At 62.2% G+C, this 24,154-nt stretch carries 20 protein-coding genes; 8 read left to right on the top strand and 12 right to left on the bottom strand.

Annotated elements, in window-relative coordinates; genetic code table 11:
• Window positions 1-9 precede the first annotated feature (9 nt).
• From carB to carA, 3 genes are all read right to left on the bottom strand, one after another.
• Window positions 10-3,318 carry a carbamoyl-phosphate synthase large subunit gene (gene carB / locus ACK8OE_RS03225; protein ID WP_410271340.1) on the bottom strand — a complete coding sequence of 1,103 codons (3,309 nt, stop codon included), beginning with the start codon at window positions 3,316-3,318 and terminating at the stop codon, window positions 10-12.
• Between the two features lie 126 nt (window positions 3,319-3,444).
• Window positions 3,445-3,759: a hypothetical protein gene (locus ACK8OE_RS03220; RefSeq protein ID WP_410271339.1), complete on the bottom strand. Its 315-nt coding sequence runs from the start codon at window positions 3,757-3,759 to the stop codon at window positions 3,445-3,447.
• A 4-nt stretch (window positions 3,760-3,763) separates the two neighbouring features.
• Window positions 3,764-4,936, bottom strand: a complete 1,173-nt coding sequence (carA, locus tag ACK8OE_RS03215; protein ID WP_410271338.1) for a glutamine-hydrolyzing carbamoyl-phosphate synthase small subunit — start codon at window positions 4,934-4,936, stop codon at window positions 3,764-3,766.
• Between the two features lie 337 nt (window positions 4,937-5,273).
• On the opposite strand from carA, the gene ACK8OE_RS03210 reads away from it, so the two are divergent.
• Window positions 5,274-5,465, top strand: coding sequence for a hypothetical protein (locus ACK8OE_RS03210; protein ID WP_343684838.1), 192 nt, complete (start codon window positions 5,274-5,276; stop codon window positions 5,463-5,465).
• A 17-nt stretch (window positions 5,466-5,482) separates the two neighbouring features.
• Here the strand turns inward: ACK8OE_RS03210 and ACK8OE_RS03205 are convergent, their stop codons facing one another.
• Together ACK8OE_RS03205 and ACK8OE_RS03200 are read right to left on the bottom strand one after the other, a co-directional pair.
• Window positions 5,483-7,114 (bottom strand): alpha-L-fucosidase, encoded by a 1,632-nt coding sequence (locus ACK8OE_RS03205; RefSeq protein ID WP_410271337.1) that lies wholly within the window; start codon window positions 7,112-7,114, stop codon window positions 5,483-5,485.
• 69 nt (window positions 7,115-7,183) lie between these two features.
• Window positions 7,184-9,133 carry a sialate O-acetylesterase gene (locus ACK8OE_RS03200; protein ID WP_410271336.1) on the bottom strand — a complete coding sequence of 650 codons (1,950 nt, stop codon included), beginning with the start codon at window positions 9,131-9,133 and terminating at the stop codon, window positions 7,184-7,186.
• Between the two features lie 313 nt (window positions 9,134-9,446).
• Here ACK8OE_RS03200 and ACK8OE_RS03195 point away from each other — a divergent pair, with 313 nt between their 5' ends.
• From ACK8OE_RS03195 to ACK8OE_RS03165, 7 genes are all read left to right on the top strand, one after another.
• Window positions 9,447-10,508 (top strand): LacI family DNA-binding transcriptional regulator, encoded by a 1,062-nt coding sequence (locus tag ACK8OE_RS03195; RefSeq protein WP_410271335.1) that lies wholly within the window; start codon window positions 9,447-9,449, stop codon window positions 10,506-10,508.
• 225 nt (window positions 10,509-10,733) lie between these two features.
• Window positions 10,734-11,909 carry a fumarylacetoacetate hydrolase family protein gene (locus ACK8OE_RS03190; protein WP_290795225.1) on the top strand — a complete coding sequence of 392 codons (1,176 nt, stop codon included), beginning with the start codon at window positions 10,734-10,736 and terminating at the stop codon, window positions 11,907-11,909.
• A gap of 87 nt (window positions 11,910-11,996) precedes the next feature.
• Entirely contained in the window at window positions 11,997-12,746 is a 750-nt protein-coding gene (locus tag ACK8OE_RS03185) for an SDR family NAD(P)-dependent oxidoreductase (RefSeq protein WP_410271334.1), read from the top strand.
• Between the two features lie 134 nt (window positions 12,747-12,880).
• Window positions 12,881-13,780 (top strand): SMP-30/gluconolactonase/LRE family protein, encoded by a 900-nt coding sequence (locus ACK8OE_RS03180; protein ID WP_410271333.1) that lies wholly within the window; start codon window positions 12,881-12,883, stop codon window positions 13,778-13,780.
• Between the two features lie 9 nt (window positions 13,781-13,789).
• Window positions 13,790-15,574 carry an IlvD/Edd family dehydratase gene (locus ACK8OE_RS03175; protein ID WP_410271332.1) on the top strand — a complete coding sequence of 595 codons (1,785 nt, stop codon included), beginning with the start codon at window positions 13,790-13,792 and terminating at the stop codon, window positions 15,572-15,574.
• 463 nt (window positions 15,575-16,037) lie between these two features.
• Window positions 16,038-17,468 carry a D-xylose transporter XylE gene (gene xylE, locus ACK8OE_RS03170; protein ID WP_410271331.1) on the top strand — a complete coding sequence of 477 codons (1,431 nt, stop codon included), beginning with the start codon at window positions 16,038-16,040 and terminating at the stop codon, window positions 17,466-17,468.
• Window positions 17,469-17,552: 84 nt separating this feature from the next.
• Complete coding sequence (locus ACK8OE_RS03165; RefSeq protein ID WP_290795214.1) at window positions 17,553-18,416, top strand: aldose 1-epimerase; 864 nt, start codon at window positions 17,553-17,555, stop codon at window positions 18,414-18,416.
• A 2-nt stretch (window positions 18,417-18,418) separates the two neighbouring features.
• Here ACK8OE_RS03165 and ACK8OE_RS03160 read toward each other — a convergent pair whose 3' ends face one another.
• From ACK8OE_RS03160 to ACK8OE_RS03130, 7 genes are all read right to left on the bottom strand, one after another.
• Complete coding sequence (locus ACK8OE_RS03160; RefSeq protein WP_410271330.1) at window positions 18,419-18,832, bottom strand: cupin domain-containing protein; 414 nt, start codon at window positions 18,830-18,832, stop codon at window positions 18,419-18,421.
• Between the two features lie 205 nt (window positions 18,833-19,037).
• Window positions 19,038-19,775, bottom strand: a complete 738-nt coding sequence (locus ACK8OE_RS03155; protein WP_410271329.1) for an SDR family oxidoreductase — start codon at window positions 19,773-19,775, stop codon at window positions 19,038-19,040.
• 57 nt (window positions 19,776-19,832) lie between these two features.
• Window positions 19,833-21,032, bottom strand: a complete 1,200-nt coding sequence (locus tag ACK8OE_RS03150) for a UxaA family hydrolase (protein WP_410271328.1) — start codon at window positions 21,030-21,032, stop codon at window positions 19,833-19,835.
• The gene (locus ACK8OE_RS03145) at window positions 21,025-21,333 is read right to left on the bottom strand and encodes a UxaA family hydrolase (protein ID WP_410271327.1); all 309 of its coding nucleotides are present in this window, start codon (window positions 21,331-21,333) and stop codon (window positions 21,025-21,027) included. Before ACK8OE_RS03145 ends, ACK8OE_RS03150 begins: the two co-directional genes overlap by 8 nt.
• 14 nt (window positions 21,334-21,347) lie before the next feature.
• Window positions 21,348-22,355: an aldo/keto reductase gene (locus ACK8OE_RS03140; RefSeq protein ID WP_410271326.1), complete on the bottom strand. Its 1,008-nt coding sequence runs from the start codon at window positions 22,353-22,355 to the stop codon at window positions 21,348-21,350.
• Between the two features lie 167 nt (window positions 22,356-22,522).
• The gene (locus tag ACK8OE_RS03135; RefSeq protein WP_013479394.1) at window positions 22,523-23,302 is read right to left on the bottom strand and encodes an IclR family transcriptional regulator; all 780 of its coding nucleotides are present in this window, start codon (window positions 23,300-23,302) and stop codon (window positions 22,523-22,525) included.
• Window positions 23,299-24,153 carry an amidohydrolase family protein gene (locus tag ACK8OE_RS03130; RefSeq protein WP_410271325.1) on the bottom strand — a complete coding sequence of 285 codons (855 nt, stop codon included), beginning with the start codon at window positions 24,151-24,153 and terminating at the stop codon, window positions 23,299-23,301. Before ACK8OE_RS03130 ends, ACK8OE_RS03135 begins: the two co-directional genes overlap by 4 nt.
• Window position 24,154: the final 1 nt, after the last annotated feature.

The raw sequence follows: 24,154 nt of genomic DNA, 5'->3' as shown, positions 1-24,154 counted from the left end.
CTTTGTTCGTTACGCATATTCCTGAATGGAGCGGACGTCCAGCTCGCCCTTGAGGCCCGACGCGATGGCCCGCACCGCCGCCACAGCGCCATTGGCCGTGGTGTAGTAGGGGATCTTCATCATCAGCGTCGTGCGGCGGATCGAGAAAGAGTCGAGCAGGGCCTGCTTGCCTTCGGTGGTGTTGAAGACCAGCGCGATCTCGCCATTCTTAATAGCGTCGAGCACGTTGGGACGGCCTTCGAGCACCTTCTTGATGGTGTCGATCTTCACGCCCTGCGCCGCCAGATAGTCGGCCGTGCCCGCCGTGCCGCACACCTCGAAGCCGAGGCTGAGCAGGGTGCGGATGGCCTCAACGATCACCGGCTTGTCCTGATCCTTGACCGAGACAAACACCTTACCCGACGTCGGCAGTCTGGTGCCGCCGCCCAGTTGCGACTTGGCAAAGGCACGGGCAAAGGCGTCGATCATCTCTTCGCCCTCGCGCACCCAGTCAAGGCCCATGACCTCACCGGTCGAGCGCATCTCAGGCCCAAGCACCGTATCGACATTGGCAAAGCGCGCGAAGGGGAAGACGGCTTCCTTGACCGCCACGTGGCGGTAATCGCGCGGCGTCAGGCCGAAGGACGACAGGGACTGACCGGCCATGACCTTGGCGGCGATCCCGGCCAGCGGTTTGCCCAGCGTCTTGGCCACGAACGGCACGGTGCGTGAGGCGCGCGGATTGACCTCCAGCACATAGATCTTCGGGTCAGTATAGGGGTTCATAATGGCGAACTGCACGTTCATCAGCCCCTTGACCTTAAGGGCCTTCGCCAGCTCGACCGTCTGACGTTCAAGTTCCTTCACCGTTTCCGGCTTCAGCGAGAAGGGCGGCAGCGAACAGGCCGAGTCGCCGGAGTGCACGCCGGCCTCTTCGATATGCTCCATGATGCCGGCGACAAACACGCCGGTTTCATCGGCCCCAAAATCTGCAATTGCATCGGCATCGACTTCGATGGCGGCGCTCAGATACTGGTCGATCAGCACCGGCGAGTCGCCCGACACCTGCACGGCTTCGCGCACATAGCGGGTCAGTTGCTCGTCGTCGCGGATGATTTCCATGGCGCGGCCCCCCAGCACGTAGGACGGGCGGATGACGATGGGATAGCCCACCTCATGCGCCGCCTTGAAGGCCTCTTCCGGCGTGCGGGCGATGGCGTTGACCGGCTGGGTCAGGTTGATCTCTTTCAGCAGTTGCTGGAAGCGCTCGCGGTCTTCGGCCAGATCAATGGCGTCGGGCGAGGTGCCGAGGATGGGGATACCTTCGTCTTCCAGCGCCTGTGCCAGTTTCAGCGGCGTCTGGCCGCCGAACTGTACCACCACACCGGCCAGCGTGCCGTTCGATTGCTCAACCGCGATCAGTTCCAGCACGTCTTCGGCGGTCAGCGGCTCGAAATAGAGGCGGTCGGACGTGTCGTAGTCGGTCGAGACCGTCTCCGGGTTGCAGTTGACCATGATGGCCTCAAGGCCCATGTCCTTATAGGCAAAGGCCGCGTGGCAGCAGCAGTAGTCGAACTCGATGCCTTGCCCGATGCGGTTCGGCCCGCCGCCCAAGATGATGGCCTTCTTGCGGTCCGACGGCGCGGCTTCGCATTCCGGCACCTGACCCAGAGCGCCCGACTCGTAGGTCGAATACATGTAGGCGGTCGATGAGGCGAATTCGGCGGCGCAGGTGTCGATGCGCTTGAACACCGGGCGCACATTGAGGCCGCGACGGGCGGCGCGCACATCCTTTTCCGTGGTGCCGGTCAGCTTGGCCAGACGCACGTCGGAGAAGCCCATGGCCTTCAGCTTGCGCAGCTCATGCGCGGTCTTCGGCAGGCCCAGCGCACCGATCTTCGATTCCTCAGACACGATGGTTTCGATCTGACGCAGAAACCACGGCTCATAGTGACAGGCCGTGTTGATCTCTTCGACGCTGAGGCCGTGGCGGAAGGCCTGAGCGATGACGCGCAGACGATCCGGCGTCGGGCGGCCCAGTTCGCGCACCACGGCTTCCTTGATGGCGTGGACGCTGGCCGCACCGGCGACGCCGGGGATTTCGACCTCATCAAAGCCCGACAGGCCGGTTTCCAGACCGCGCAGGGCCTTTTGCACCGACTCGGCAAAGGTGCGGCCGATGGCCATGACTTCGCCGACCGACTTCATCGAGGTGCCAAGCAGCGGCTCGGAGCCCGGATACTTTTCAAAGGCGAAGCGCGGGATCTTGGTGACCACATAGTCAATCGACGGCTCGAACGAGGCGGGCGTCACCTTGGTGATGTCGTTGGTCAGTTCGTCCAGCGTGTAGCCGACGGCCAGCTTAGCGGCGATCTTGGCGATGGGGAAGCCGGTGGCCTTCGACGCCAGAGCTGAGGAGCGCGACACGCGCGGGTTCATCTCGATGACGATCATGCGGCCGTCGGCCGGGTTCAGCGCGAACTGCACGTTCGAGCCGCCGGTTTCGACGCCGATTTCACGCAGCACGGCCAGAGAGGCTGAGCGCATGATCTGATATTCCTTGTCGGTCAGGGTCAGCGCCGGGGCGACCGTGATCGAATCGCCCGTATGCACGCCCATCGGATCGACGTTTTCGATGGAACAGACGATGATGCAGTTGTCCGCCTTGTCGCGGACGACTTCCATCTCGTATTCCTTCCAGCCGACGATCGACTCTTCGATCAGCACTTCGGTGGTGGGCGACAGGTCGAGGCCGCGCGTGACGATGTCGCGGAACTCTTCCTGATTGTAGGCGATACCGCCGCCGGTCCCGGCCAGCGTGAACGACGGACGGATGACGGCGGGCAGGCCGCCGATGGTCTTCAGCGCCTCAACCGCCTCTTCCCAGCTATGGGCGACGGCGGATTTGGCCGATTCAAGCCCCAGCTTGTCCATGGCGTCGCGGAACTTCTGACGGTCTTCGGCCTTGTCGATGACCTCGGCCTTGGCGCCGATCATTTCGACATTGTACTTGGCCAGCACGCCATTGTTTTCCAGCGCCAGCGCGGTGTTGAGCGCCGTCTGACCACCCATGGTCGGCAGAAGGGCGTCCGGGCGTTCCTTGGCGATGATCTTTTCGACGAATTCCGGGGTAATCGGCTCGATATAGGTCGCATCAGCCACGTCCGGATCGGTCATGATGGTGGCCGGGTTGGAATTGACCAGAATGATGCGATAGCCTTCCTGACGCAGGGCCTTACAGGCCTGCACGCCGGAATAGTCGAACTCACAGGCCTGACCGATGACGATGGGCCCCGCGCCGATGATCAGGATGGACTTGATATCTGTACGTTTGGGCATGTCTGTCTTTCTTCAGGTCTGGTCGCGCGCAAAGTTTCGGGCAAACGCCGTGCGGCCTCTGTCCGGTGGAAGATGAACCCTTGTGGGTTCTGTTATGTTTTCAGGCTAAGCGGGTGCTTTAGTGCCTTAAGGACGGGGATGCAAGTTTTGATTTTCAATAATTTGCTGTGCCGTTTCAGACGCCTCGAACCCACCATTCAAAACGATTTGGTTCAATTCAGCTTTGTATTCGGAACAATCGATGTGGCTTGCACACCAAACCAAAGTGCCGACCTGCCGGAAGGCACGGGAGGCAATAGTTTTAAACAAGGCAGGCAATAGGTGAGACGCTTTCGCAGCATCCACAAGACTTGCATCCAGAAGCTCAATCGCAAGAGCATTCCGCTCGTGATGATCTTCAGAGATGCAAAGTCTTTGCAGTTTGCGCTCAAAAACGTCCAAGCGATTACGCCGCCACCTTCGCGTCGCGCATATAATGCGCAAAACGCTCAAACAGGTATAGTGAATCGACCGGGCCGGGCGAGGCTTCGGGGTGGTGCTGGACGCTGAACACCGGCTTGCCAGCCAGAGCGATACCGCAGTTGGTGCCGTCAAACAGCGAGACGTGGGTTTCGACCACACCGGCGGGCAGGCTGTCGCGATCGACCGCGAAGCCGTGGTTCATCGAGACGATCTCGACCTTGTTGGTGGTCAGGTCCTTGACCGGGTGGTTAGCCCCGTGGTGGCCCTGTTCCATCTTGAGCGTCTTCGCCCCCAGCGCCAGAGCCAGCATCTGATGGCCGAGACAAATGCCAAAGACCGGCAGACCGGCTTCGACCAGCTTCTGAATCTGCGGTACGGCATAGGCTCCGGTGGCCGCCGGGTCGCCCGGACCGTTGGACAACAGCACGCCATCGGGCTTCATGGCCAGAATCTCTTCGGCCGGCGTCTGGGCCGGGACGATTTTCACCGCCGCGCCGACGCTGATCAGGGCGCGCAGAATGTTTTGCTTCACGCCATAGTCGACGACGACGACGTTGAAGTCCGCCTTCTGACCGTCCTTATGGCCTTCGGACCACTTCCACAGATCGGAGGTCCACTGCGCCGCCTGCGTCGAGGTGGCGTCCTTGGCCAGATCAAGCCCGACAAGGCCCGCCCATTCGGCGGCCTTTTGCGTCAGGGCGGGGATGTCGAACTGACCTTCGGGATTGTGGGCGATCACGCCGTGCGGCATACCCTTTTCGCGGATGCGCTTGGTCAGCGCGCGCGTGTCGATCCCGGCGAGGCCCACGACGCCGCGTGAGGCCATCCAGGCATCGAAGCTGAGGGTCGAGCGCCAGTTGGCGGGCGGCGTCGGCAGGTCGCGGAAGATCGCGCCTCTGGCGGCCCGGCGGGGATCATCGCCGAGTTGTTCGACGTCTTCCGGATTGACGCCGACATTGCCGACGTGCGGGAAGGTGAAGGCGACGATCTGATCCATATAGGACGGATCGGTGAGGATTTCCTGATAGCCGGTCATGGCCGTATTGAAGCAGACCTCGCCCAGTGCATCGCCGGTCGCGCCACACCCCAGGCCCTGAAACACGGTGCCATCGGCCAGAACCAGAACCCCCGTTACACCGGGAAGAAGATCAGTCATGGTCAAATACTCCTATAGGAAGGCCAGAGGCGGGCAGGGCTGCGGGTAAACGGCCGCACACATAGGGATTTGGTCCCGCCGGGTCAATGACGAATTGCCCTCAAGCGGTCACGATTGCGCGCGGCGCATGTAAGGCTTGGTAACATAATCGGACTCTGTCGTGGAAAAGCCGCTTTTCGCCTCATTGCGGCTCTATTTGGCGGCGATAGGTCTCGGTCTTTTCCGGCGGGGGATCGCCCGGCGCCGTTTCGACCCGTCGAACCGTCGCCTCCACCTTTGACGCGCACCCAATCCACAAGACCCGATCTTTGCGGGGTGCGCTTACGGGAGAGCCCTGATGTATCGAATCTTTTTCCTCAATGCCGAAGACGCCGAAGTGACGTCGGTGCCGTGGGGATCGGACCTCAATCTGGCCATTGACCACGCCAAGGCCCACCTGCCCGCCCACAGCCGATGGCACGGGGCGACGCAGGCGCGCATCTATGAGGTCAATACGCAGCAATTGGTCTTTCAGTACCCCAATCCGTGAGGCGTGGGAGGGGGATTTCAGACGATCCCCGACCCCATGATCTTCAGCACTGGCGTAAAGGTCGGCCGCGCGTCGGGCAGCTTCACATTCAGCCCGTTGATCGACAGGCCGAAGTCCAGCGGCTGACCATGGCCCAGCAGTTCGACCCGCTCGACCGTGCCCTTGCGCTGGGCCGACCCCTGCGCCATGGCTGACAGGCTCATATACCCGCTGTTGGGCCAGTCTTGCCCTAGCGCGTAGAGCACTCCGCCCTTGGTGGTGTAGCGGATGTCTTCGTGGGTAAAGCCCTTCTGCGCGTGTTCGTTCTGCATCCCCTCGGCAAAGCGGGCCGGGCCTTCGCCGTAAATCGTCCAGACGCGGGTGCCAAAAATGGCCTCACCATTCACCGTCATCCACGCCGCCATGTCCTGAAGGATTTTGACTTCCTTTTCGTCAATGGCACCATTGCCGCGCTGCGGGATCGACAGCAGCATATTGCCGTTCTTGGCGACGATATCGCCGAGGCGCTGGATGACGTCCTTGGCGGTTTTATATCCATTGCGCTCATAGAGCCCGCGGTCGTAGTGCCAGTTGCCGATGCAGGTGCAGGTCTGCCAGTATTCCGCGCGCAAACGGTCGGAAAAGCCGCGCTCGACATCATCGACGATGGCACGTTTCTGTCTGGCGTCCAGCTTCTTGCCGGTCACGACGGCCTCCAGCTTGCCGCCGTTCCATTTGCGGTTCTGGTTATAGAAATAGGCCGTGGCATCGAGCCCCGCCCGCTCCAGCGGCAGGCCGTAATTGTCGAAATAGACAAAATCCGGCCGGTACTTATCGACCAGATCGTTCTGACGCAGCAACCACTGCCGGGCGTACCAGGCGTTGGGCGAGGTTTCCAGCCACTGACCCGAATGCTGGTCGTGATAGTCGTTCATCGCCTTGATCGTGGTCAGGCCATCGGGCGGCACCATGTCGCCAGCCGGACCGGTATAAAGGTCCTGCGGGTCGAGGCCGTCCCACCATTTGCCCTTGCCATCCGCCTTCGTCAGGCGCGCCGCGTCATAGCGCACGCCGCGCATCGGCCCTTCCGGATCGTAGCCATAGGCCGTCTGCCACCAGTGCCATGCGTGGGCGGCGTGGTTGGACACGCCAAAGCGCAGACCGGCGGCGCGCGCCACCTTGGCCCAGCGACCGACAATATCCATCTTCGGGCCGACGTTCAGAGAGTTCCATTTGTGGAACTTCGAATCGAACATGTCGAGATTGTCGTGGTGATTGGCCATCGACACGAAGTATTTGGCCCCGGCGGCCTTATACAGGGCGATCTGGCCTTCCGGGTCCCATTCCGTGACCTTCCAGTCGTTGATGATCTCCATAAAGCCATGATGCGCCGGATGGCCATAACGTTGCACATGCAGGTCGTAATAGGGATTGCCCTGCATATACATCTGCCGTCCGTACCAGTCGCCAGCCTCCGGCACGCACTGCGGCCCCCAGTGCGACCACAGGCCCAGCTTGGCGTCCTTGAACCAGTCCGGCGTCTGATAGGCGTCGCCCAGCGACTCCCAACTGGCCTTGAACCGGGCCGTCGCGGCCTGCGTGGCGGGGGCGAGGGCGGCACCGCTGAGGGCAGCGGCGGAACCAAGCATCTGACGGCGGGTAGGGCGCATGGGAGTCCTTTTTGCGGGAAAGGCGAGTATTCAACGGCCGCATGCGGTCAGCCTCTTCGGCCGTTGGTGTTATTGGATGTCGATCTGGAACGGGGCGACCGGCAGGTCGCTGGTGCTGAACAGGTTAACGTAGGGCGAGTCGGCCCAGCCATAGCGGACCTGCTTCACCGTCGCCGCCCCTTTCAGCACCACCGCATCGCCTTCGACCGTCGCAGGGACATAGCGGCAGGCATCGTCGCAGGCTTCAAAACCGATGGCCTGATCCGACGAATAGGTGAGGAGCTTGCCGCCCGTGTCGCGGAACCGGATCACCACATCCGCGCCGCGGCGGGTGGCCGAGATGGGTTCGGGCGACAGGGCGACCGCTTCGCCATAGGCGGCCTTGCGCATCCCCAGTGCCACGCGCTCACCCACCACCTTTTTCTGTGTCGGATGGATGTCGGTGCGGTCGCCCACATCGAGGCTGACGGCCAGAGCGGTCTTCGCGTCGTCCTTGACGCTGAGGCGCTGGGATTCGCGTAGCTCCGCCCATTGCGACGGGGCCGGGCCGTTCACCACCGGCCCGAAATTGGCCAGTTGCACGACGACGACGGGCAGGTCGGATTGCCGGAAGCTGGCGCGCCAGTCGGCAAACAAAGCGGGCAGCAAACGGCTATATTCCCTGGCATTGCTGGCATTGGCTTCGCCCTGATACCAGGCCACACCCTTCAGCGTATAGGGCGCGATCGGCGCGATCATACCGTTATACAGGGTCGCCAGCCCGGAGGTGGGCAGCCACGGCGTGGTCGGCACATCGCTGAGGCCCGACATGGGCGTGGAAATCTTATATTTCCATTTTTCTGGAATTTGAATAATTTTGCCGTCGTTGAGGTAAAGACCGCGCGGTTTGGGGTCGCCCCACAGGCCGCCACCGCCGCCCGTATCGACGGCGCGCAGAGCGATGACATTGCGTCCGGCCTTCAGCACGCCCTTAGGGATGTCATAGCGACGCGGCGTATTCCAGCCTTCGCTGGAGCCTATGACCTGACCGTTGAGGAAGGTGGTGTCGGCATCGTCCACCGCCCCCAGCACCAGCGTGGTGGCCGATTTGGCCTGTGCGGCGGTCAGGGTGATCTCGCTGCGATACCACACCACGCCATCAAAACCCGCCAGAGCCGGGTCGCCCGACTCTTCCCAGAAGCGCGTCGTGTCCATCGTCTTCCAGTCGCGGTCGTCATAGGTGGCGGCCGCCCATTGGCGCTTTTCGGCCGCTTGCGGTTCGTGGGTATCCCACCAGGCTTGCGTCACCTTCTGCCAGCCCTTTTGCGCCGCCTGCGGGTCGCGGGCATAGAGTTTGAGCGTCTCAAGGCCGGTATCGTAGCTTTTGAGCTGACGCAGGGTCGATTGGCTTAACCACGACTGGATCATGGTGCCGCCCCAGGACGAATGGATCATGCCGATGGGCACACCGGTCTTCGTCGCCAGCGCTTTCGACATGTAGTAGCAGACGGCGGAGGTATCGCCGGTCGTTTCGGGTCCGACCGCGCGCCACGCCGGTGATTTCGGCAGGTCGCTCAGCGGGCCGGCGGGCTGCGCGTCCTTTTCGACCGTGACAAAGCGGATGCGGTCATTGGCCGAGTTGAGGATCTCGTTATAGGCATTGGTGGCGTATTTGGTGGTGAATTCCATGTTCGATTGCCCCGAACACAGGAACACGTCACCCACCAGCACGTCTTTCAGCGTTGCGCCGCCCGACAGGCTTAGCTCGTAAGGTCCGCCTGCGGGCAGGGGGGCCAGGGTCGCCTCCCAGCGGCCCGAAGCGTCAGCCGTCGCGGTCGCCGTCTGACCGGCGATGCGCAGGGTAACCGTTTCGCCCTTGTCGGCAAAGCCCCACACCCGCACCGGGGTCTCTCTTTGCAAAACCGCGTGGTCGCCGAAGATGGCGGCAAAGCGCGGCGCGGCCTCAGCCGTCAGGGGGGACGTCAGGGGCAGCGTCAGCGCCAGCAGACCGGCGGTCAGGCGCAGGGATGTCAGTTTCATCAGGCGGTCTCCACTGGATTTTTGCTGTAAATTATTACCACGACTCGGGCGTCGGTCTCTGCGGCCGAGTCGCCATCACCTGTCAGAGTAGGGGCGGTCATCTGGTTGTCTTCCCTGTTCGCCTCGCTTCTGTTTTGCGGTCGAGGTCGTGTGAAAGGCTTATGACAGCGCTGGCATTTTTTCAAGTGAGAATTTATTTTGCCAATAAAAACAAAGCGCCTGTCCCTCTTTACCTTTGGCGCTTTTGCGTGCGACAATTGTACGATTGTATCCGATTCAGCGTCCTGGGGCGCGGCACTCAAGGGGTAAAGCATTGGCGCGTAAGGTCAGTCGTCGCAGCGGCAACATCGTCACCATCCATGATGTGGCCCGACACGTCGGCGTGTCGCCGATGACCGTGTCGCGCGTCATCAATGGTGAGAAGAACGTCCGCGAAGAGACGCGCAAAAAGGTGGCCGAAGCTATCGAGGCGCTGAACTATTCGCCGAACATGGCGGCGCGTTCTCTGGCCTCTCAGGATTCGTCGCGCATCGCCCTGATCTATTCCAACCCCTCCATGTCCTTCCTGTCGGAACTGCTGCTGGGCATACTGCACCAAAGCTCACAAAGCGGCTGTCAGTTGATCATCGAAAGCTGCGAAGGCCCCGAAGGCGTGGCCGATGTGCTGGACAAGCTGAAATCGCTGGGCGTCGATGGCGTGGTCCTGCCGCCGCCCCTGTCGGATTCCACCCGCGTGGCCAAGGCCCTGCGCGAGATGGGCCTGCCGTTTGTCGGCGTGGCGACGTCGCGCCCGTCGCCAGATGCGGCCAGCGTCTCCATCGACGATTTCAAGGCGGCCTTCGCCATGACGCAGCGCCTGATCGCGCTGGGCCACCGCCGCATCGGCTTTATCAAGGGCAACCCCAACTCCTATTACAGCCAGTTGCGGCATGAGGGCTATATCGCGGCCCTGACCAAGGCCGGGCTGACGCCGGAAGACAAGCTGATCGGGCAGGGCTATTTCACCTACCGCTCTGGCTTCGATGCCGCCGAAAGCCTGCTGATGCGCGATGAGCGCCCGACGGCCCTGTTTGCCTCCAACGACGATATGGCTGCCGGTGCCGTGGCTTCGGCCCATCGGCTGGGCCTTGATGTGCCGAAGGACGTGACCATTGTGGGCTTTGACGATACGTCCATGGCCTCGTCCGTGTGGCCGGAACTGACCACCGTGCGTCAGCCGATTTCGGACATGGCGTCGCTGGGGCTGAAGATGCTGCTGGAGCAGATTCGCACGCGCCGTTCGGGTCAGCCCTATGCGCCCGTGCATGAAATCCGCGACTTCGCGATCATTGAGCGGCAGTCCTCTTCGGCACCGGGCGAAGACGCGACGGACTGAGGGCCGAAAAATGTAACCCGAAGGGTGTCGCCTCTTGACAAGTGGGCACTTCTGCTGGAAATGGTAGCGGTATCATAACGGCTCAACCGCGTAGCCACGGTTGCGCGCGAGGCCGTGTAGAAAAAATACATAAAAGTCCGGTGGTTAGCGGCCGGACGCTACAGGTTGAGCAGAGTCCCTTCTTTCCGGCTGTCCGGACGATTCGTAAAGCAAAGGTGCGTCACCATGACCGATTCCCTCCCCGCCGCCATGCTTCCGGTTGATTGGCGTGAGGCCACGCTGGTTGGCCGCATCCTTCTGCCCGAAGGCCCGACCCCGGTTCTGGTCAAGGGGGGCGAGGTGTTCGACATGAGCGCGGTGGCCCCGACCGTGGCGCAGCTTCTGGCGAACTGGCCGGAAAAGGGCGTCCCCGCGGGTGGCAAGAGCCTTGGCAAGCTGGAAGACTTTGCCTTTCAGAAGGCGTGGGAAGGGAAATCGACCCTGCTGTCGCCCATCGACCTTCAGGTGGTCAAGGCGGCGGGCGTCACCTTTGCCGTGTCGGCGGTCGAGCGCGTTATCGAAGAGCGCGCGCGCGGCGATTATAACAAGGCACAGGCCATCCGCGATGATCTGGCGGCGCGCGTCGGCGGTGATATCCGCTCGGTCGTGCCGGGCACCGAAGCGGCGGCCAAGCTGAAAGAGGCGCTGATCGCGGACGGCCTGTGGTCGCAATATCTCGAAGTCGCCATCGGCCCGGATGCTGAAGTCTTCACCAAGTCGCCGGTCCTGTCGTCGGTCGGCTGGGGCGAAGAGGTCGGCGTGCGGTCCGATTCGACGTGGAACAATCCCGAACCCGAAGTGGTGATGGTCGTCGATCCGAAGGGCCGTGCGCTGGGGGCGACGCTTGGTAACGACGTGAACCTGCGCTGCTTCGAAGGCCGCTCGGCCCTGCTGCTGGGTAAGGCCAAGGACAATAACGCTTCGTGCGCGTTGGGGCCGTTCATCCGCCTGTTCGACGAAGGCTTCACGATTGAGGATGTGCGCTCCGCCGTGCTCGATCTGCGCATCGACGGTCCGGAAGGCTATGTGCTGGAAGGCCGCTCCTCGATGGATCAGATCAGCCGTGATCCGCTGGAACTGATCCGTCAGGCGCTGAGCGAGCACCACTATCCCGACGGTTTCGTCCTGATGCTGGGCACGCTGTTTGCGCCGACGCAGGACCGCGACACGCCGGGCCGTGGCTTCACGCACAAGGTCGGAGACATCGTCACCGTCACTTCGCCCAAGCTCGGTACGCTGGAAAACCGCGTCACCACCTCAAAAGATGCGCGCGCCTGGACCTTTGGTATCGTGGCCCTGATGCAGAACCTCGTCGCGCGGGGTCTGCTGAAGGTCGAAACGGCCAAGGCCGACGCGGCCTAGATGTAATTAAACGTGCATCCTTTATAAGAAACGCAGAAACCGTTTCCGGGTGCCCCTTGGTGTTTGTTTGTAGAAAGTTCTGAAGACATGTCGTCTGCCATCTATCCGAGCCTGAAAGGGCGTAAGGTTCTCATCACCGGCGGGGGGTCGGGTATCGGCGGAGGGCTGGTCAAGGCCTTCGTCAATCAAGGGGCGAAGGTGCATTTCATCGACCTCGTCGATGAAGTCTCCGCCACCATCGATACCGGGGTTTTGGGTGTCGCGCCGGTCTATCATCAGTGCGATCTGACCGATACGCCGGCGCTGGAAAAGGTGCTGGCCACCATTCAGGCCGACGGTCCGGTGACCATCCTGCTCAACAATGCGGCGCGCGACGACCGTCATTCTCTGGCGGAAATCACGTCGGAATTTTTCGACAAGAATATCGGCGTCAACCTCAAGCACATGCTGATGGTTACCCGCGCCATCGCGCCGGGCATGAAGGCGGCGGGCGGCGGGGCCATCATCAATTTCGGCTCGATCTCCTGGCACCTCGGTCTGCCCGACCTGACGCTCTATGAAACGGCCAAGGCCGGTATCGAAGGCATGACGCGCGCTTTGGCCCGTGAGCTGGGCCGCGACAATATCCGCGTCACCACCATCATCCCCGGCAATGTCAAAACGCCGCGCCAGATGAAGTGGTATACGCCCGAAGGCGAGCGTCAGATCGTTGAGGCGCAATGCCTCGATGGCCGTATCGAGCCGCAGCACGTGGCGTCTCTGGCCCTGTTCCTCGCCTCTGACGATGCGGCCCTGTGCACCGGCCACGGCTACTGGATCGACGCTGGCTGGCGATAAGCCTGACCGAGGCGGTTTCGGTGGTTTGACTTGTTTATGCCTCCCTGCCCCTTGGTGTAGGGAGGGGGACCGTTTGATCCAGCAAACGGTGGTGGGGGAGGGGGTGTTGCCTCACTCTCCGTCGGAGGAAACCCATGACTCAACTGTTCCAACCGACCTGTGTTCTCGACCTCAAGGCCACGCTGGGCGAAGGGCCCGTATGGTCGGCGCGCGATCACGCCCTGTGGTTCGTCGATATCAAACAAAAGCGCGTCCACCGCTACGATCCCGACATCGGTTCGCATCAGTCCTTCCTCGCCCCGTCCGAGCCCGGCTTCCTCGCCCCCAAATCACGCGGCGGCTTTGTCGTCGGCTGCAAGACGGGCCTCTACGATTTCGACCCCAAAACCGGCACATTCACCCTGCTGAGCCATGTCGAGCCGGGCCTGCCGACCAACCGGCTCAATGACGGCTTTGTCGATGCCAGGGGCCGCCTGTGGTTCGGCTCGATGGACGATGACGAAGAAAAACCCACCGGTCGCCTCTACCGCTACGATGGGCGGGGTCTGAAGGTTATGGACGAAGACTACGTCATCACCAATGGCCCGGCGGTCGGCCCGGATGGCAAGACCCTCTATCACAACGACACGCTGAAAAAGCACATCTACGCCTTCGATCTCGACGACCACGGCGACATCCATAACAAGCGCCTGTTCGCGCAACTGGACGCCATGGGCAAAACCGGCGCGCACGGCGAAGGCTATATGGACGGCCCGATCGTCGATAGCCAGGGCCAGGTTTGGGTGGGGCTGTTTTTCGGCTGGGGCGTGCATGTCTATGCGCCGGATGGGACTCTGATCCGTAAGGTCGATCTGCCGGTGTCGAACGTCACCAAGATCGCCTTTGGCGGCCGTGACCTGAAAACCATCTATGCGACGACGGCGGCCAAGGGCTTAAGCGCTGATGATCTGAAATCGCAACCGCTGGCCGGGGGGCTGTTCAGCTTCCGCAGCGACGTAGCGGGTCAGCCGCAAAACGAAATACATTTTCTCTGAGGGCAATCCATGAGCCGTAAACCCGCGACCCCCAATGGCCGTTTCCGTTCACAGGAATGGTTCGAAGCCCCCGGCCATATCGACATGGCGGCGCTCTATCTGGAGCGCTTCATGAACTATGGCATCACGCCGCAGGAATTGCGCTCGGGGCGGCCCATTATCGGTATCGCGCAGTCGGGGTCGGACCTCAGCCCGTGCAACCGCATCCACCTCGATCTGGCCCAGCGCGTGCGCGAAGGCATCCGCGATGCGGGCGGCATCTGCATGGAATTCCCTTGCCACCCCATCTTTGAAAACTGCCGCCGTCCGACCGCCGCCGTCGATCGCAACCTCAGCTTCATGACGCTGGTCGAAATCCTGCACGGCTATCCGCTCGATGCGGTGGTGCTGACGACCGGCTGCGACAAGACCACGCCGGCGGGCATTATGGCGGCCACCGCCGTTGATATTCCGGCCATTGTGCTGTCAGGCGGGCCGATGCTGGATGGCTGGCATGACGGCGATCTGGTCGGTTCCGGCACGGTCATCTGGCGCTCACGCCGCAAGCTGGCCGCCGGTGAAATCACCGAAGACGAATTCCTCGAAGCCGCCTGTGCCTCGGCCCCGTCGGCGGGGCACTGCAACACCATGGGCACAGCCTCGACCATGAATGCGGTGGCCGAAACCATGGGCCTGTCGCTGCCCGGCTGCTCGGCCATTCCGGCCCCCTATCGGGAGCGCGGGCAGATGGCCTATGAGACGGGCCGCCGCATCGTCGAAATGGCCTATGAGGACCTTAAACCCTCGAAAATCCTGACCAAGGCCTCCTTCCTCAACGCCATCGCGGCGGTGGCGGCGCTGGGCGGTTCGACCAATGCCCAGCCGCACATTGTGGCCATGGCGCGCCACGCCGGGGTCGAGCTGACGCCGGAAGACTGGATGGCGGCCTATGACATCCCGCTGATCCTCAACATGCAGCCGGCGGGTAAGTATCTGGGCGAACGCTTCCACCGCGCGGGTGGCGTCCCGGCTATCCATGTCGAGCTGTTGAAGGCCGGGATGCTGGACGGCACGGCGGCGACGATTACCGGCAAGACGATTGCCGAAAATGTCGAAGGCCGCGAAACCCGCGACCGCGAAATGATCCGCACTGTGGCCGAGCCGCTGATGGAGCGGGCCGGCTTCCTGGTGCTCAAGGGCAATCTGTTCGACTTTGCCATCATGAAGACGAGCGTCATTTCGCCCGAATTCCGCCAACGCTATCTGTCGGAACCGGGCCGCGAAGGCGTGTTCGAAGGCCGCGCCATCGTCTTTGATGGCTCGACCGACTATCATGAGCGCATCAATGATCCGGCGCTGAATATCGACGAGCACTGTATTCTGGTCATCCGTGGCTCCGGTCCGGTCGGCTGGCCGGGGTCGGCCGAAGTGGTCAATATGCAGCCGCCCGACGCGTTGCTGAAAAAAGGCATCACCTCGCTGCCGACCATCGGTGACGGGCGTCAGTCGGGGACGGCGGATTCGCCCTCCATCCTCAACGCCTCGCCCGAAAGCGCGGTGGGTGGCGGGCTGGCCTGGCTGCGCACCGGCGATACCATTCGCATCGACATCAATACCGGCGCTTGCGACATGCTGGTCTCTGCCGAAGAGATCGAAAAGCGCAAGGCCGACGGTATCCCGGCCTATCCGGAGTCCATGACCCTGTGGCAGGAAATCTATCGCCAGACCGTGGGGCAACTGCACACGGGCGCGGTGATGGAACCGGCGCTGAAATACACGAGGATCGCCGACAAGATGCCGCGGCATAATCACTGATCATGATGTTTTTGTTAAAAACATCATGATCAGGATTTCTGCTTGCCCCTCGCCGGGCGGTGACTTGCGCCACCTTGGCCGCCGCCTCAATGGCGGCTTGAGCGGAATGATTCTAAGAAAAATCATTCCGCTATAACCGCAACCTCCTCACTGTTGCTGCGCAACAGGGAGGAGGGATATTGCGCAGCATTTTTACGGTAAAACCCAGCCCCCCGGATGGTAGCGCTATCAGCTTTTTGCTTGCCAGACTGAAAATTTAAGGCACATTAACCACGCCCGCGGCGCGGTGCGCCAAGACCGTGTCTCACTTTTTGAGAGAGCGGCCTTTACGAGTCGCTGCGCGCGGTTCAGTCTCATTGCGCCTATCCGCCACACCCGACCACCAACGATACATAGGGCATAGAGAGCGGAAGGCGTCACACGTCTGCAATCCTTCGATTGCACTCAGGGAAGGGAAAATTGAATGTCCTCATCACTTGGAAAAGTGAATATGGGGCTGGTCATGGGGCTCGCCATCGGCGCGGCTCTGGGCGGCCTCCTGTTCGGCTACGACACCGCCGTGATTTCCGGCGCCGAAGAAGCCATCGTCCATAACTTCGTCACGCCGCGTACCGACCTCACCGAGGTGGCGCGCAACTCTCTGGCCGGTACGGCCATTGGCATCGCGCTTCTGGGTTGCGTGCTGGGCTCGCTGATCGCCGGGCCGCTGTCCACCTCGCTTGGCCGTCGCGCCGGGATGCTGATTGCCGCGTTTCTGTTCTTCGCCTCGTCGATCCTGTCGGGCTATCCGGAACTGGGTCTGGCCCCGATCGGTGGTCTGGGTGTTGAGGGCCTGACGCCCTTCATGATCTACCGCTTTATCGGCGGGGTCGCCATCGGCATGGCGTCGTTGATTTCGCCGCTGTACATCGCGGAAATCGCCCCGGCCAAGCAGCGTGGCCTGCTGATCACCTTCCAGCAAATCGCCATCGTCGGCGGTATGCTTCTGGTCTATTTCGTCAATCTGAAGATCGCGGAATCCGGCACCGATGAGTGGGTGCTTTCGACCGGCTGGCGCTATATGCTGGCTTCGGCGGGTATTCCGGCGGCCCTGTTCTTCCTGGCGGCCTTCCTTATGCCCGACACGCCGCGCTGGTACGTCATGAAGCAGAAGGAAGACAATGCGCGCAAGCTGCTCAGCGAACTGAACGATCCGCAAGAAGCGCAGGCGACCATGGACGAAATCCGCGGCTCGCTCAACGAACATTCGGGCAAGCTGTTCTCGTTCGGCGTCGGTGTTGTCGTGGTGGGTGTGCTGCTGTCGGTGTTTCAGCAGTTCGTCGGGATCAATGCCGTGCTCTATTACGCGCCGTTGATGTTCAAGAATATCGGATCGGGCACCGATCAGGCCCTGTTCCAGACCGTGCTGGTCGGTGCGGCCAATGTGGTGTTCACCCTGGTGGCGACCTTCACCGTCGATCACTGGGGCCGCAAGCCGCTGCTGATCCTCGGCGCTCTGGTCATGGCCGTGTCGATGGCCGCGCTCGGCATCCTGTTCCAGCAAAAGCAGGAAGGTACGCTGCTGCTGTACGCGGCCATGCTGTATATCGCCGGCTTCGCCCTGTCGTGGGGCCCAGTCGTGTGGGTGCTGCTGGCCGAAATGTTCCCCAACTCCATCAAGGGCAAGGCCATGGCCATCGCCGTCGCCGCCCAGTGGATTTCGAACTACATCGTCACCTGGTCGTTCAAGGTGATTGATGGCGACAGCGCGCTCAACGCCACCTTCAACCACGGCCTCAACTACTACATCTATGCGGCCTTTTCGGTGCTGGCGGCGGTCTTCGTGTGGAAGTTCGTACCGGAAACCAAGGGCCGGACCCTTGAGGCGATTGAAAGCCTGTGGAAGAAGTCGTAACATAAGGCGACACAGTAAAGGACGGCGGAGCTGCGATCAGGCTCCGCCGTTTGCGTCTGAAAAATAAAAATATGGAAATGCCACATGATCGCTCTTTCGACGCTGACCCTGACGGCACGCGACACAACGCTGGCCCTGCATCCGGACCTGGGCGGCTCCATCGGCGCTTTGAGCCACAAGGGCCGCGACTATATGCGCCCGACACCCGAAGACCCGCGCGATGTGCTGGAGACGGCGTCGTTTCCGCTGGTGCCCTTCTGTAACCGCATCCGTAACGGCAGCTTCTCCATCGGTACGCAAAAGGTGAAGATGGCCCCCAATCTGGGTGACCATCCGCATACCCTGCACGGTCAGGGCTGGCGCGCGCGCTGGAGCGTGACGGAGCAATCGCCGTCGCGGGCCGTTCTGACCTATCGTCATCAGCCGGATGAGTGGCCGTGGGCCTATGAGGCGCGGCAGGTGTTCGAACTGCGTCCGGCGGGGTTGCGCGTCTGGCTGAGCGTCAAGAACCTCAGCTCAACCGCCATGCCGGCGGGACTGGGCTTTCACCCCTATTTCAACCGCACCTCTCAGACGCGGCTCAAGGCGCCCGTCGATGGGGTGTGGATCGCCGATATGGACTGCCTGCCGACCGAATGGTACGCGGGCGTGTGGCGCAAGGACTGGACGAAGGGGGATTTCGTCAGCGACACGGGCCTGATCGACCATTGCCATACGGGCTTTGCCGGGCGCGCCGACATCTATGAGGACGCGACACCGGTCCTGACCTTGCGCGCCTCACCGGATTGTCACTGGCTGCACGTCTATGTGCCGCCTGGGCAGGACTTTTTCTGCGCCGAGCCGGTCAACCATATGCCGGACCCCTTCCACCACGCCAATTCCGGCCTGCGCTGCCTCAAGCCCGGCGAAGTGGCGCTGATCTGGATGGATATAAGCCTGCACGGGTAGACCTATTTCGTGCGGGCTTTCAACGGATACGAAATGATCAGGGTCAGCGGCTCATCGCCCACCTGTTTGATACCGACCTTCGCCCCTTCATAGAGATAGGCGGTCATGCCCTCGGTGAGGGTGTGAGTCACGCCGTCCGATTCCACAATCCCGGTACCGGAAACGACGTAATAGACCTCATCGTGGTCGATGGGGTGGATGCCGATGGCCGCGCCCTTGTGCAGGCTGCGCTTGCGGAACTCCATGCTGCGCTGCGGGGCGCTGTCGCTGATGCGGAATGCGGTGGACATGCCGATCCGGCCGTGCGGCGGGGCCTCTTCGACCACCGTGTCCTTTTCGTCGATAATGACCATGGGCGGGGCTCCGAGGGCGAACGAGGGCAGGGCGATCAGGGCTGCGGCAAAGATCAGGCGCATGGGATTCCTCCTGTTTGGGAAGAGTTAGCCACGAAACGTCGTTCGGCGCAGCCAAAAACACGAAAAGACACGAACTTCATTGCACGGATTGATCGTGCGAAGCGCCATAAAATACTCTTGCCGAAGTTAATCAGAAGCCCTTTGGGCCCTATGTTTCTACGGTTCTGAGTTTGTGATTTTCGTGTTTTTGGTGGCTAAGAAAACCTTACATCACCCATCCGCCGTCGATGATGTGGGCGCGGCCGGTGGTGAATTTGGACTCATCCGAGCCCAGATAGACGGCCAGTGCCGCCAGTTCTTCCGGCTTGCCGAAGCGGCCCATGGCCTGACGCGCGGTGAAGTCCTTATAGGCCTGCTCAAAATCACCCGTGTCGTGCAGGCGTTGCAGCAGAGACGGCGTCTCCACCGTGCCGGGGCAGATGGCGTTGCAGCGGATGCCCTGCGCCACGAAGTCCGCCGCCACCGACTTGGTCAGGCCGATCACCGCCGCCTTGGTGGCGCAGTAGGCGAAGCGGTTGGGGATACCTTTGACCGACGAGGCGATCGACGACATGTTGATGATCGAGCCGCCCCCGCGTGCGATCATGTTGGGCAGGACGGCGCGGATCAGGCGGTACTGCGCCGTGACGTTCAGGCTGTTGGAAAAGGCCCAGTCCTGTTCGTCGCAATCGAGAATGGTCCCGGCGTGCACGAAACCGGCGCAGTTATAGAGGATGTCGATATGGGGGAACTCAGCGGCGATGGCCTTGACCGCTTCGGCGTCGGTGACGTCGAGCTTGCGCGCGATGACATTCTCCAGCGCCGCCAGTTCGCTGAGGCTGGCCTCGTTGATGTCGGCGGCGATGACGGTGGCCCCTTCGCGCACATAGGCTTCGACGGTGGCGCGGCCAATGCCTTGCCCGGCAGCGGTGATCAGGGCGGTTTTTCCGGAAAGTCGTGACATGGTGCGGTCTCTTGAAATCATTCCCCTCCCCACCACAGGTGGGGAGGTATAATTAGGTTACGCCCGGCGCAGCGGCAGGCAGGCCGGGCCCAGCGGGTCGAAGGCCTTATAGGTCAGGATGAACTCCTGATGGCCCAGGGCTTCGGATTTTGTGGGGGCGCCAGCGGCGACGGCCAGCACGCTGTCGATAATCTCCTGCCCGACCTCATCCAGCGTGGCACGACCTTCCATGATCTTGCCGGCGTCGATATCCATATCCTCGCTCAGCTTGCGATAGGTGTCGGGATTGGCGCAGACCTTGATCACGGGCGAAATGGCCGACCCCACCACAGAGCCGCGGCCCGTGGTGAACAGGGTCACGTGTGCGCCACAGGCGATCAGTTCGACGATTTCCGCATTGTCCGAGATATTGGGGAAGCCGAAACGCGGCTCACCGTCCGGCACCACATCGAGCAGGTAAAGCCCGCCCGTCGGCGGCAGATCACCGGGTTTCAGGATGCCGCAGATGGGCGCCGATCCCGACTTGGAATAGGCCCCCATCGACTTTTCTTCCTGCGTGGTCAGGCCGCCTTCGGCATTGCCCGGCGCGAACGACCCAAAGCCCATGACGGTGTAATAGGCCTCGGCCTTCTGCACGCAGGCTTCGAGTTCCGCCCCCAGTTCTGGCGTGACGGCGCGGCTGGCCATGATGGTTTCGCAGCCGACCAGTTCGCCGGTTTCTTCGAACACACAGGCCGCCCCTTGCGCCCCGAACCAGTCGAAGGCGCGACCGACAGCCGGATTGGCGGTGATGCCCGACGTACCGTCCGAGCCGCCGCAGATGGTGCCGATGACCAGCTCTGACACCGCCATCTCGACCACCGGGGTCTGCGCGGCTACGGCTTGCAACCGGGCCACGGCCTCAAGGCCCTTCTGAATGGTCGAAAGCGTACCGCCTGACTGCTGGATCACCAGGGTTTCGCACGGGCGGCCCGACGCCTCGATGGCGGCCTTCAGGCGCTCGCGGTTGAAGCTCTCACAGCCCAGCGAGATCAGCAGCACGCCGCCGACATTGGGATGCGTCGTCACCGCCGACATCACCTTGAAGGCGTAGTCGTTGGGATAGCAACCCGGAAAGCCGATCAGGTGCACCTCGCTGTCATCGGACCTGGTGACGATCTGGCGCGCCACGTGGTGGGCGCATTCGACCAGATAGGCCACGGCGATGACATTGCGGATGCCCTTGCGGCCATCCGGACGCAGATAGCCCTTAAGCATGTACACCTCCGGAGGCTTCGCGGGTGTGAGAAGAAATATAGTCGCTTTTCATATTGTGCATGTGGACGTGGCCACCCTTGGGCGTGTCTTGGGTCATCGAGCCGATGGGCGCGCCGTATTTGAAGATCTTGTCCCCGGCCTTCAGGTCGCGCACGGCGACCTTGTGACCCACCTCGATAGCCTCGGTAATCGACAAAGCCTCGGCGCCCACCGTCACCACACTGCCCGCCGCGATCGCCGCGCGGCACACCGCCACATTGTCAGAAGGGTGCAGTAAAATCAGGGGGGAGGGCAGGGACATGGACAGTTGAACTCTTACGCTTGTGAAACATCACCCGCCGGCGCATCGGCGCGCAGCAGACCGGCGGCTTTCAGGTCGTGCCACAGCTCGGCAGGGATGGGATGGCTGAACAGCTCGATATTGCGCGCCACCTGCTGCGGGCGGGCCATGCCGACGACGGTACTGGCCACGACCGGATGGAAGCCGGGGAATTGCAACGCCGCGGCGGCCAGCGGCACATGGTGGCGGGTGCAGACGGCCTCGATGTCGCGCACGCGGGTCAGGATGTCCGTCGGCGGGGCCACATAGTTGAAGTGCGCGCCTCCGGCCAGCAGACCCGAATTGAACGGGGCCGCTGCCAGAACCGACACACCGCGCGCCGCGCAGCGTTCAAACAGGCCGTCCAGCGGCGTCTGCTCCAGCAGGGTATAGCGTCCGGCCAGCATCAGGACGTCGATATCGGCTTCGGCCATAACCAGATCGCAGATGGCCGTCTCATTGACGCCAAGCCCGATGGCCTGCGTCAGGCCCTGCGCTTTCAGTTCGTGTAGGGCGCGCAAACCGCCGCTCAGAAAGGCGGCGAGGTGTCGGGCATGGTCGCTGCCGTGGGTTTCGACTCCCAGATCGTGGACCAGCAACATGTCGATGCGTTCGCGCTTCAGCCGCTTCTGACTGTCCTCAAACGACCGCATCACGCCGTCATAACTGTAGTCGAAGTGCTCATCGAAGGGGTCGCCATCGACAAAGCCGTGGCGTTCGGTGCTGGGCGGCGGGGCAGCGATGGGGGTCAGGACCCGTCCCACCTTGGTGGACAGGGTGGTGTCAGCGCTCAGGTCGGCGAGGCGGCGCTCGGACAGGCCGTGCCCATAGCGCGGAGCGGTGTCGATATAGCCGATGCCGCCGTCCGTTACGGCCTTGAGCGTCGCTGCCGCCGTGGCGTCATCGACCGGGCGATACAGGTTACCGATGGCCGCCGCGCCGAAACCCAGCGCACTGACCCGGACCTGCGTGCGGCCTATGGTATGGAGATCGCTAATTGGCACAGTACATCCCTGTTCATTTTTAAAAATGATTATCGCTTATGAAAAAATATGTATAGCCGACGTAACGCCGACGCAAGAGGCCTCAGACGCGATTACGCCGAGCGCGCGCATTTTCCTTTTCGCTCATGAAATCAGCGCGCTGCCAATTTTCAAATCAGGCGAAACGCCTATCCACCCAGCGTGCGCGACAGCGCCGCCGCCGTGCCTTTCAGGCGCGCCACCGTGTCTTCGAGGCTCAGGCAGCCGTGCGTCTTCAGCCAGGGGATGGTCATGGCGGCGATGACCGTGGTGTCGTTCATCACCGGGCAGGAGACGTCCAGCACACCATCGACGAAATCGCTCTTGGCCTGCACATAGCCCTGATGCAGGGCGCGTTCGGCCACGGTTTCGAACAGTTGCCACTCCTGCGGCGTCGCCGTGCCGCGCAGCATGTGCTTCATCTGCTCCTTCAGCTTGGGCGGCTGAAAGGCATAGAGAACGAGGCCGGAGGTCGATTGCACCAGTTGCCGCTGATAGCCGACACGCACCGAAAAGCCGAGATCGCCCGGCGCTTCGATGCGGGCGATGACCACCATGTGATCGTCAGAGGCGATGGCCAGATGCACGGATTGGCGTACCTGTTCCGACAGGGCCTGCATCAGGGGCAGGGCCGAGGCCAGCAGGTTCTGGCTGGGGCCGCGGCTCATGCCCAGCGAGAAGAGCTTGTTGGTCAGTTCCAGCCCGTCGCCCTTTTGCGATTGCGCCACATAGCCGCGGTTTTCCAGCACCTGCACCATGCGGAACAGTTCGGACACCGAGCGGTCCAGCCGGTGCGAAATCTGCGACAAGGTCATGGGCCGTTTGTTGGCGGCCAGAAGCTCCAGCACGTCCAGCCCCTTCTCAAGGGCGGGTGCGCGGTATTTCATAGCCTTTTCACCGTCGCTGTGACGGGTATCTTCGCTGATCATGGGACCCCCTGTAGGTCATAAATTCTTTTTGCATTAGTGAAAAAGATGGCCTGACGCTCTGGCGGCGTCAATGGGTTTAATTGGTCCTCAAGCCAGTGTTTCCACTTTTGCCAGTCGCCGTTGAGGCGCACCACCGGCCAGTCAGAGCCGAACAGCAGGCGCTGTGGGCCAAAGACGGTCAGCAGATGCGCCACATAGGGGGCCGCCTCGTCGAAGGGTTGATCGGTGCGCATCTCGGTAAACAGGCCCGACAGTTTGCACACCACATTCGGGTGACGCGCGATGGCGGTCATACCCTCGGTCCAGTCGCGCGTCGCTTCGGGCTGCGTCTGAGTCGTGGCGATCGGGGGCTTGGCGCCGTGGTCGATCACGATACGCAAATCCGGATAGCGCTGCGCCACCGCCTCTATGGCAGACAGGTGGCGCGTAAAGACCAGCGCATCAAAGACCAGCCCCGCCGCCTGCATGGCCGACAGGGCGGGGGCGACGTCCGGGCGCACAATCCAGTTGTCGTCGGACAGGCCCTGCAACATCGGGCGCAGGCCCTTAAGTCTGGGGTGACGGGCCAGTTCGGCTACCCGTGTCGCCGCGTCCGGGGCCGACAGGTCGGTCCAGCCGACAACCCCGAGAATCAGCGGATCGGTTTCGGCGAGGCGGAGCAGCCACTGCGTATCGGCGTCTGACGGCTGCGACTGCACGGCCACCGCGCCGTGCAAATCTTCGCCGGCTGCCGCGCGCAGGTCCGCCGCCGCAAAGTCACGATAGATGGCCGTCAGGTCAGGCGTCGGCCATTCAAAGCCGTGGCGCCCGACCTGCCACAGGTGGAAATGGGCGTCGATGACCGGCGACATC

Source organism: Asticcacaulis sp. W401b, assembly GCF_046503825.1.
Taxonomy (GTDB): Bacteria; Pseudomonadota; Alphaproteobacteria; order Caulobacterales; family Caulobacteraceae; genus Asticcacaulis.
This window is presented reverse-complemented; position numbering and strand designations above follow the sequence as displayed.

Coding starts and splice junctions, on each gene's coding strand:
- ACK8OE_RS03200 (WP_410271336.1), bottom strand. CDS start 9,133: ATGAAACTGACATCCCTGCGCCTGACCGCCGGTCTGCTGGCGCTGACG.
- carA (WP_410271338.1), bottom strand. CDS start 4,936: ATGACTGATCTTCTTCCCGGTGTAACGGGGGTTCTGGTTCTGGCCGAT.
- ACK8OE_RS03180 (WP_410271333.1), top strand. CDS start 12,881: ATGACTCAACTGTTCCAACCGACCTGTGTTCTCGACCTCAAGGCCACG.
- ACK8OE_RS03130 (WP_410271325.1), bottom strand. CDS start 24,153: ATGTCGCCGGTCATCGACGCCCATTTCCACCTGTGGCAGGTCGGGCGC.
- ACK8OE_RS03160 (WP_410271330.1), bottom strand. CDS start 18,832: ATGCGCCTGATCTTTGCCGCAGCCCTGATCGCCCTGCCCTCGTTCGCC.
- ACK8OE_RS03175 (WP_410271332.1), top strand. CDS start 13,790: ATGAGCCGTAAACCCGCGACCCCCAATGGCCGTTTCCGTTCACAGGAA.
- ACK8OE_RS03165 (WP_290795214.1), top strand. CDS start 17,553: ATGATCGCTCTTTCGACGCTGACCCTGACGGCACGCGACACAACGCTG.
- ACK8OE_RS03155 (WP_410271329.1), bottom strand. CDS start 19,775: ATGTCACGACTTTCCGGAAAAACCGCCCTGATCACCGCTGCCGGGCAA.
- ACK8OE_RS03185 (WP_410271334.1), top strand. CDS start 11,997: ATGTCGTCTGCCATCTATCCGAGCCTGAAAGGGCGTAAGGTTCTCATC.
- carB (WP_410271340.1), bottom strand. CDS start 3,318: ATGCCCAAACGTACAGATATCAAGTCCATCCTGATCATCGGCGCGGGG.
- ACK8OE_RS03150 (WP_410271328.1), bottom strand. CDS start 21,032: ATGCTTAAGGGCTATCTGCGTCCGGATGGCCGCAAGGGCATCCGCAAT.
- ACK8OE_RS03145 (WP_410271327.1), bottom strand. CDS start 21,333: ATGTCCCTGCCCTCCCCCCTGATTTTACTGCACCCTTCTGACAATGTG.
- ACK8OE_RS03135 (WP_013479394.1), bottom strand. CDS start 23,302: ATGATCAGCGAAGATACCCGTCACAGCGACGGTGAAAAGGCTATGAAA.
- ACK8OE_RS03210 (WP_343684838.1), top strand. CDS start 5,274: ATGTATCGAATCTTTTTCCTCAATGCCGAAGACGCCGAAGTGACGTCG.
- ACK8OE_RS03190 (WP_290795225.1), top strand. CDS start 10,734: ATGACCGATTCCCTCCCCGCCGCCATGCTTCCGGTTGATTGGCGTGAG.
- xylE (WP_410271331.1), top strand. CDS start 16,038: ATGTCCTCATCACTTGGAAAAGTGAATATGGGGCTGGTCATGGGGCTC.
- ACK8OE_RS03205 (WP_410271337.1), bottom strand. CDS start 7,114: ATGCGCCCTACCCGCCGTCAGATGCTTGGTTCCGCCGCTGCCCTCAGC.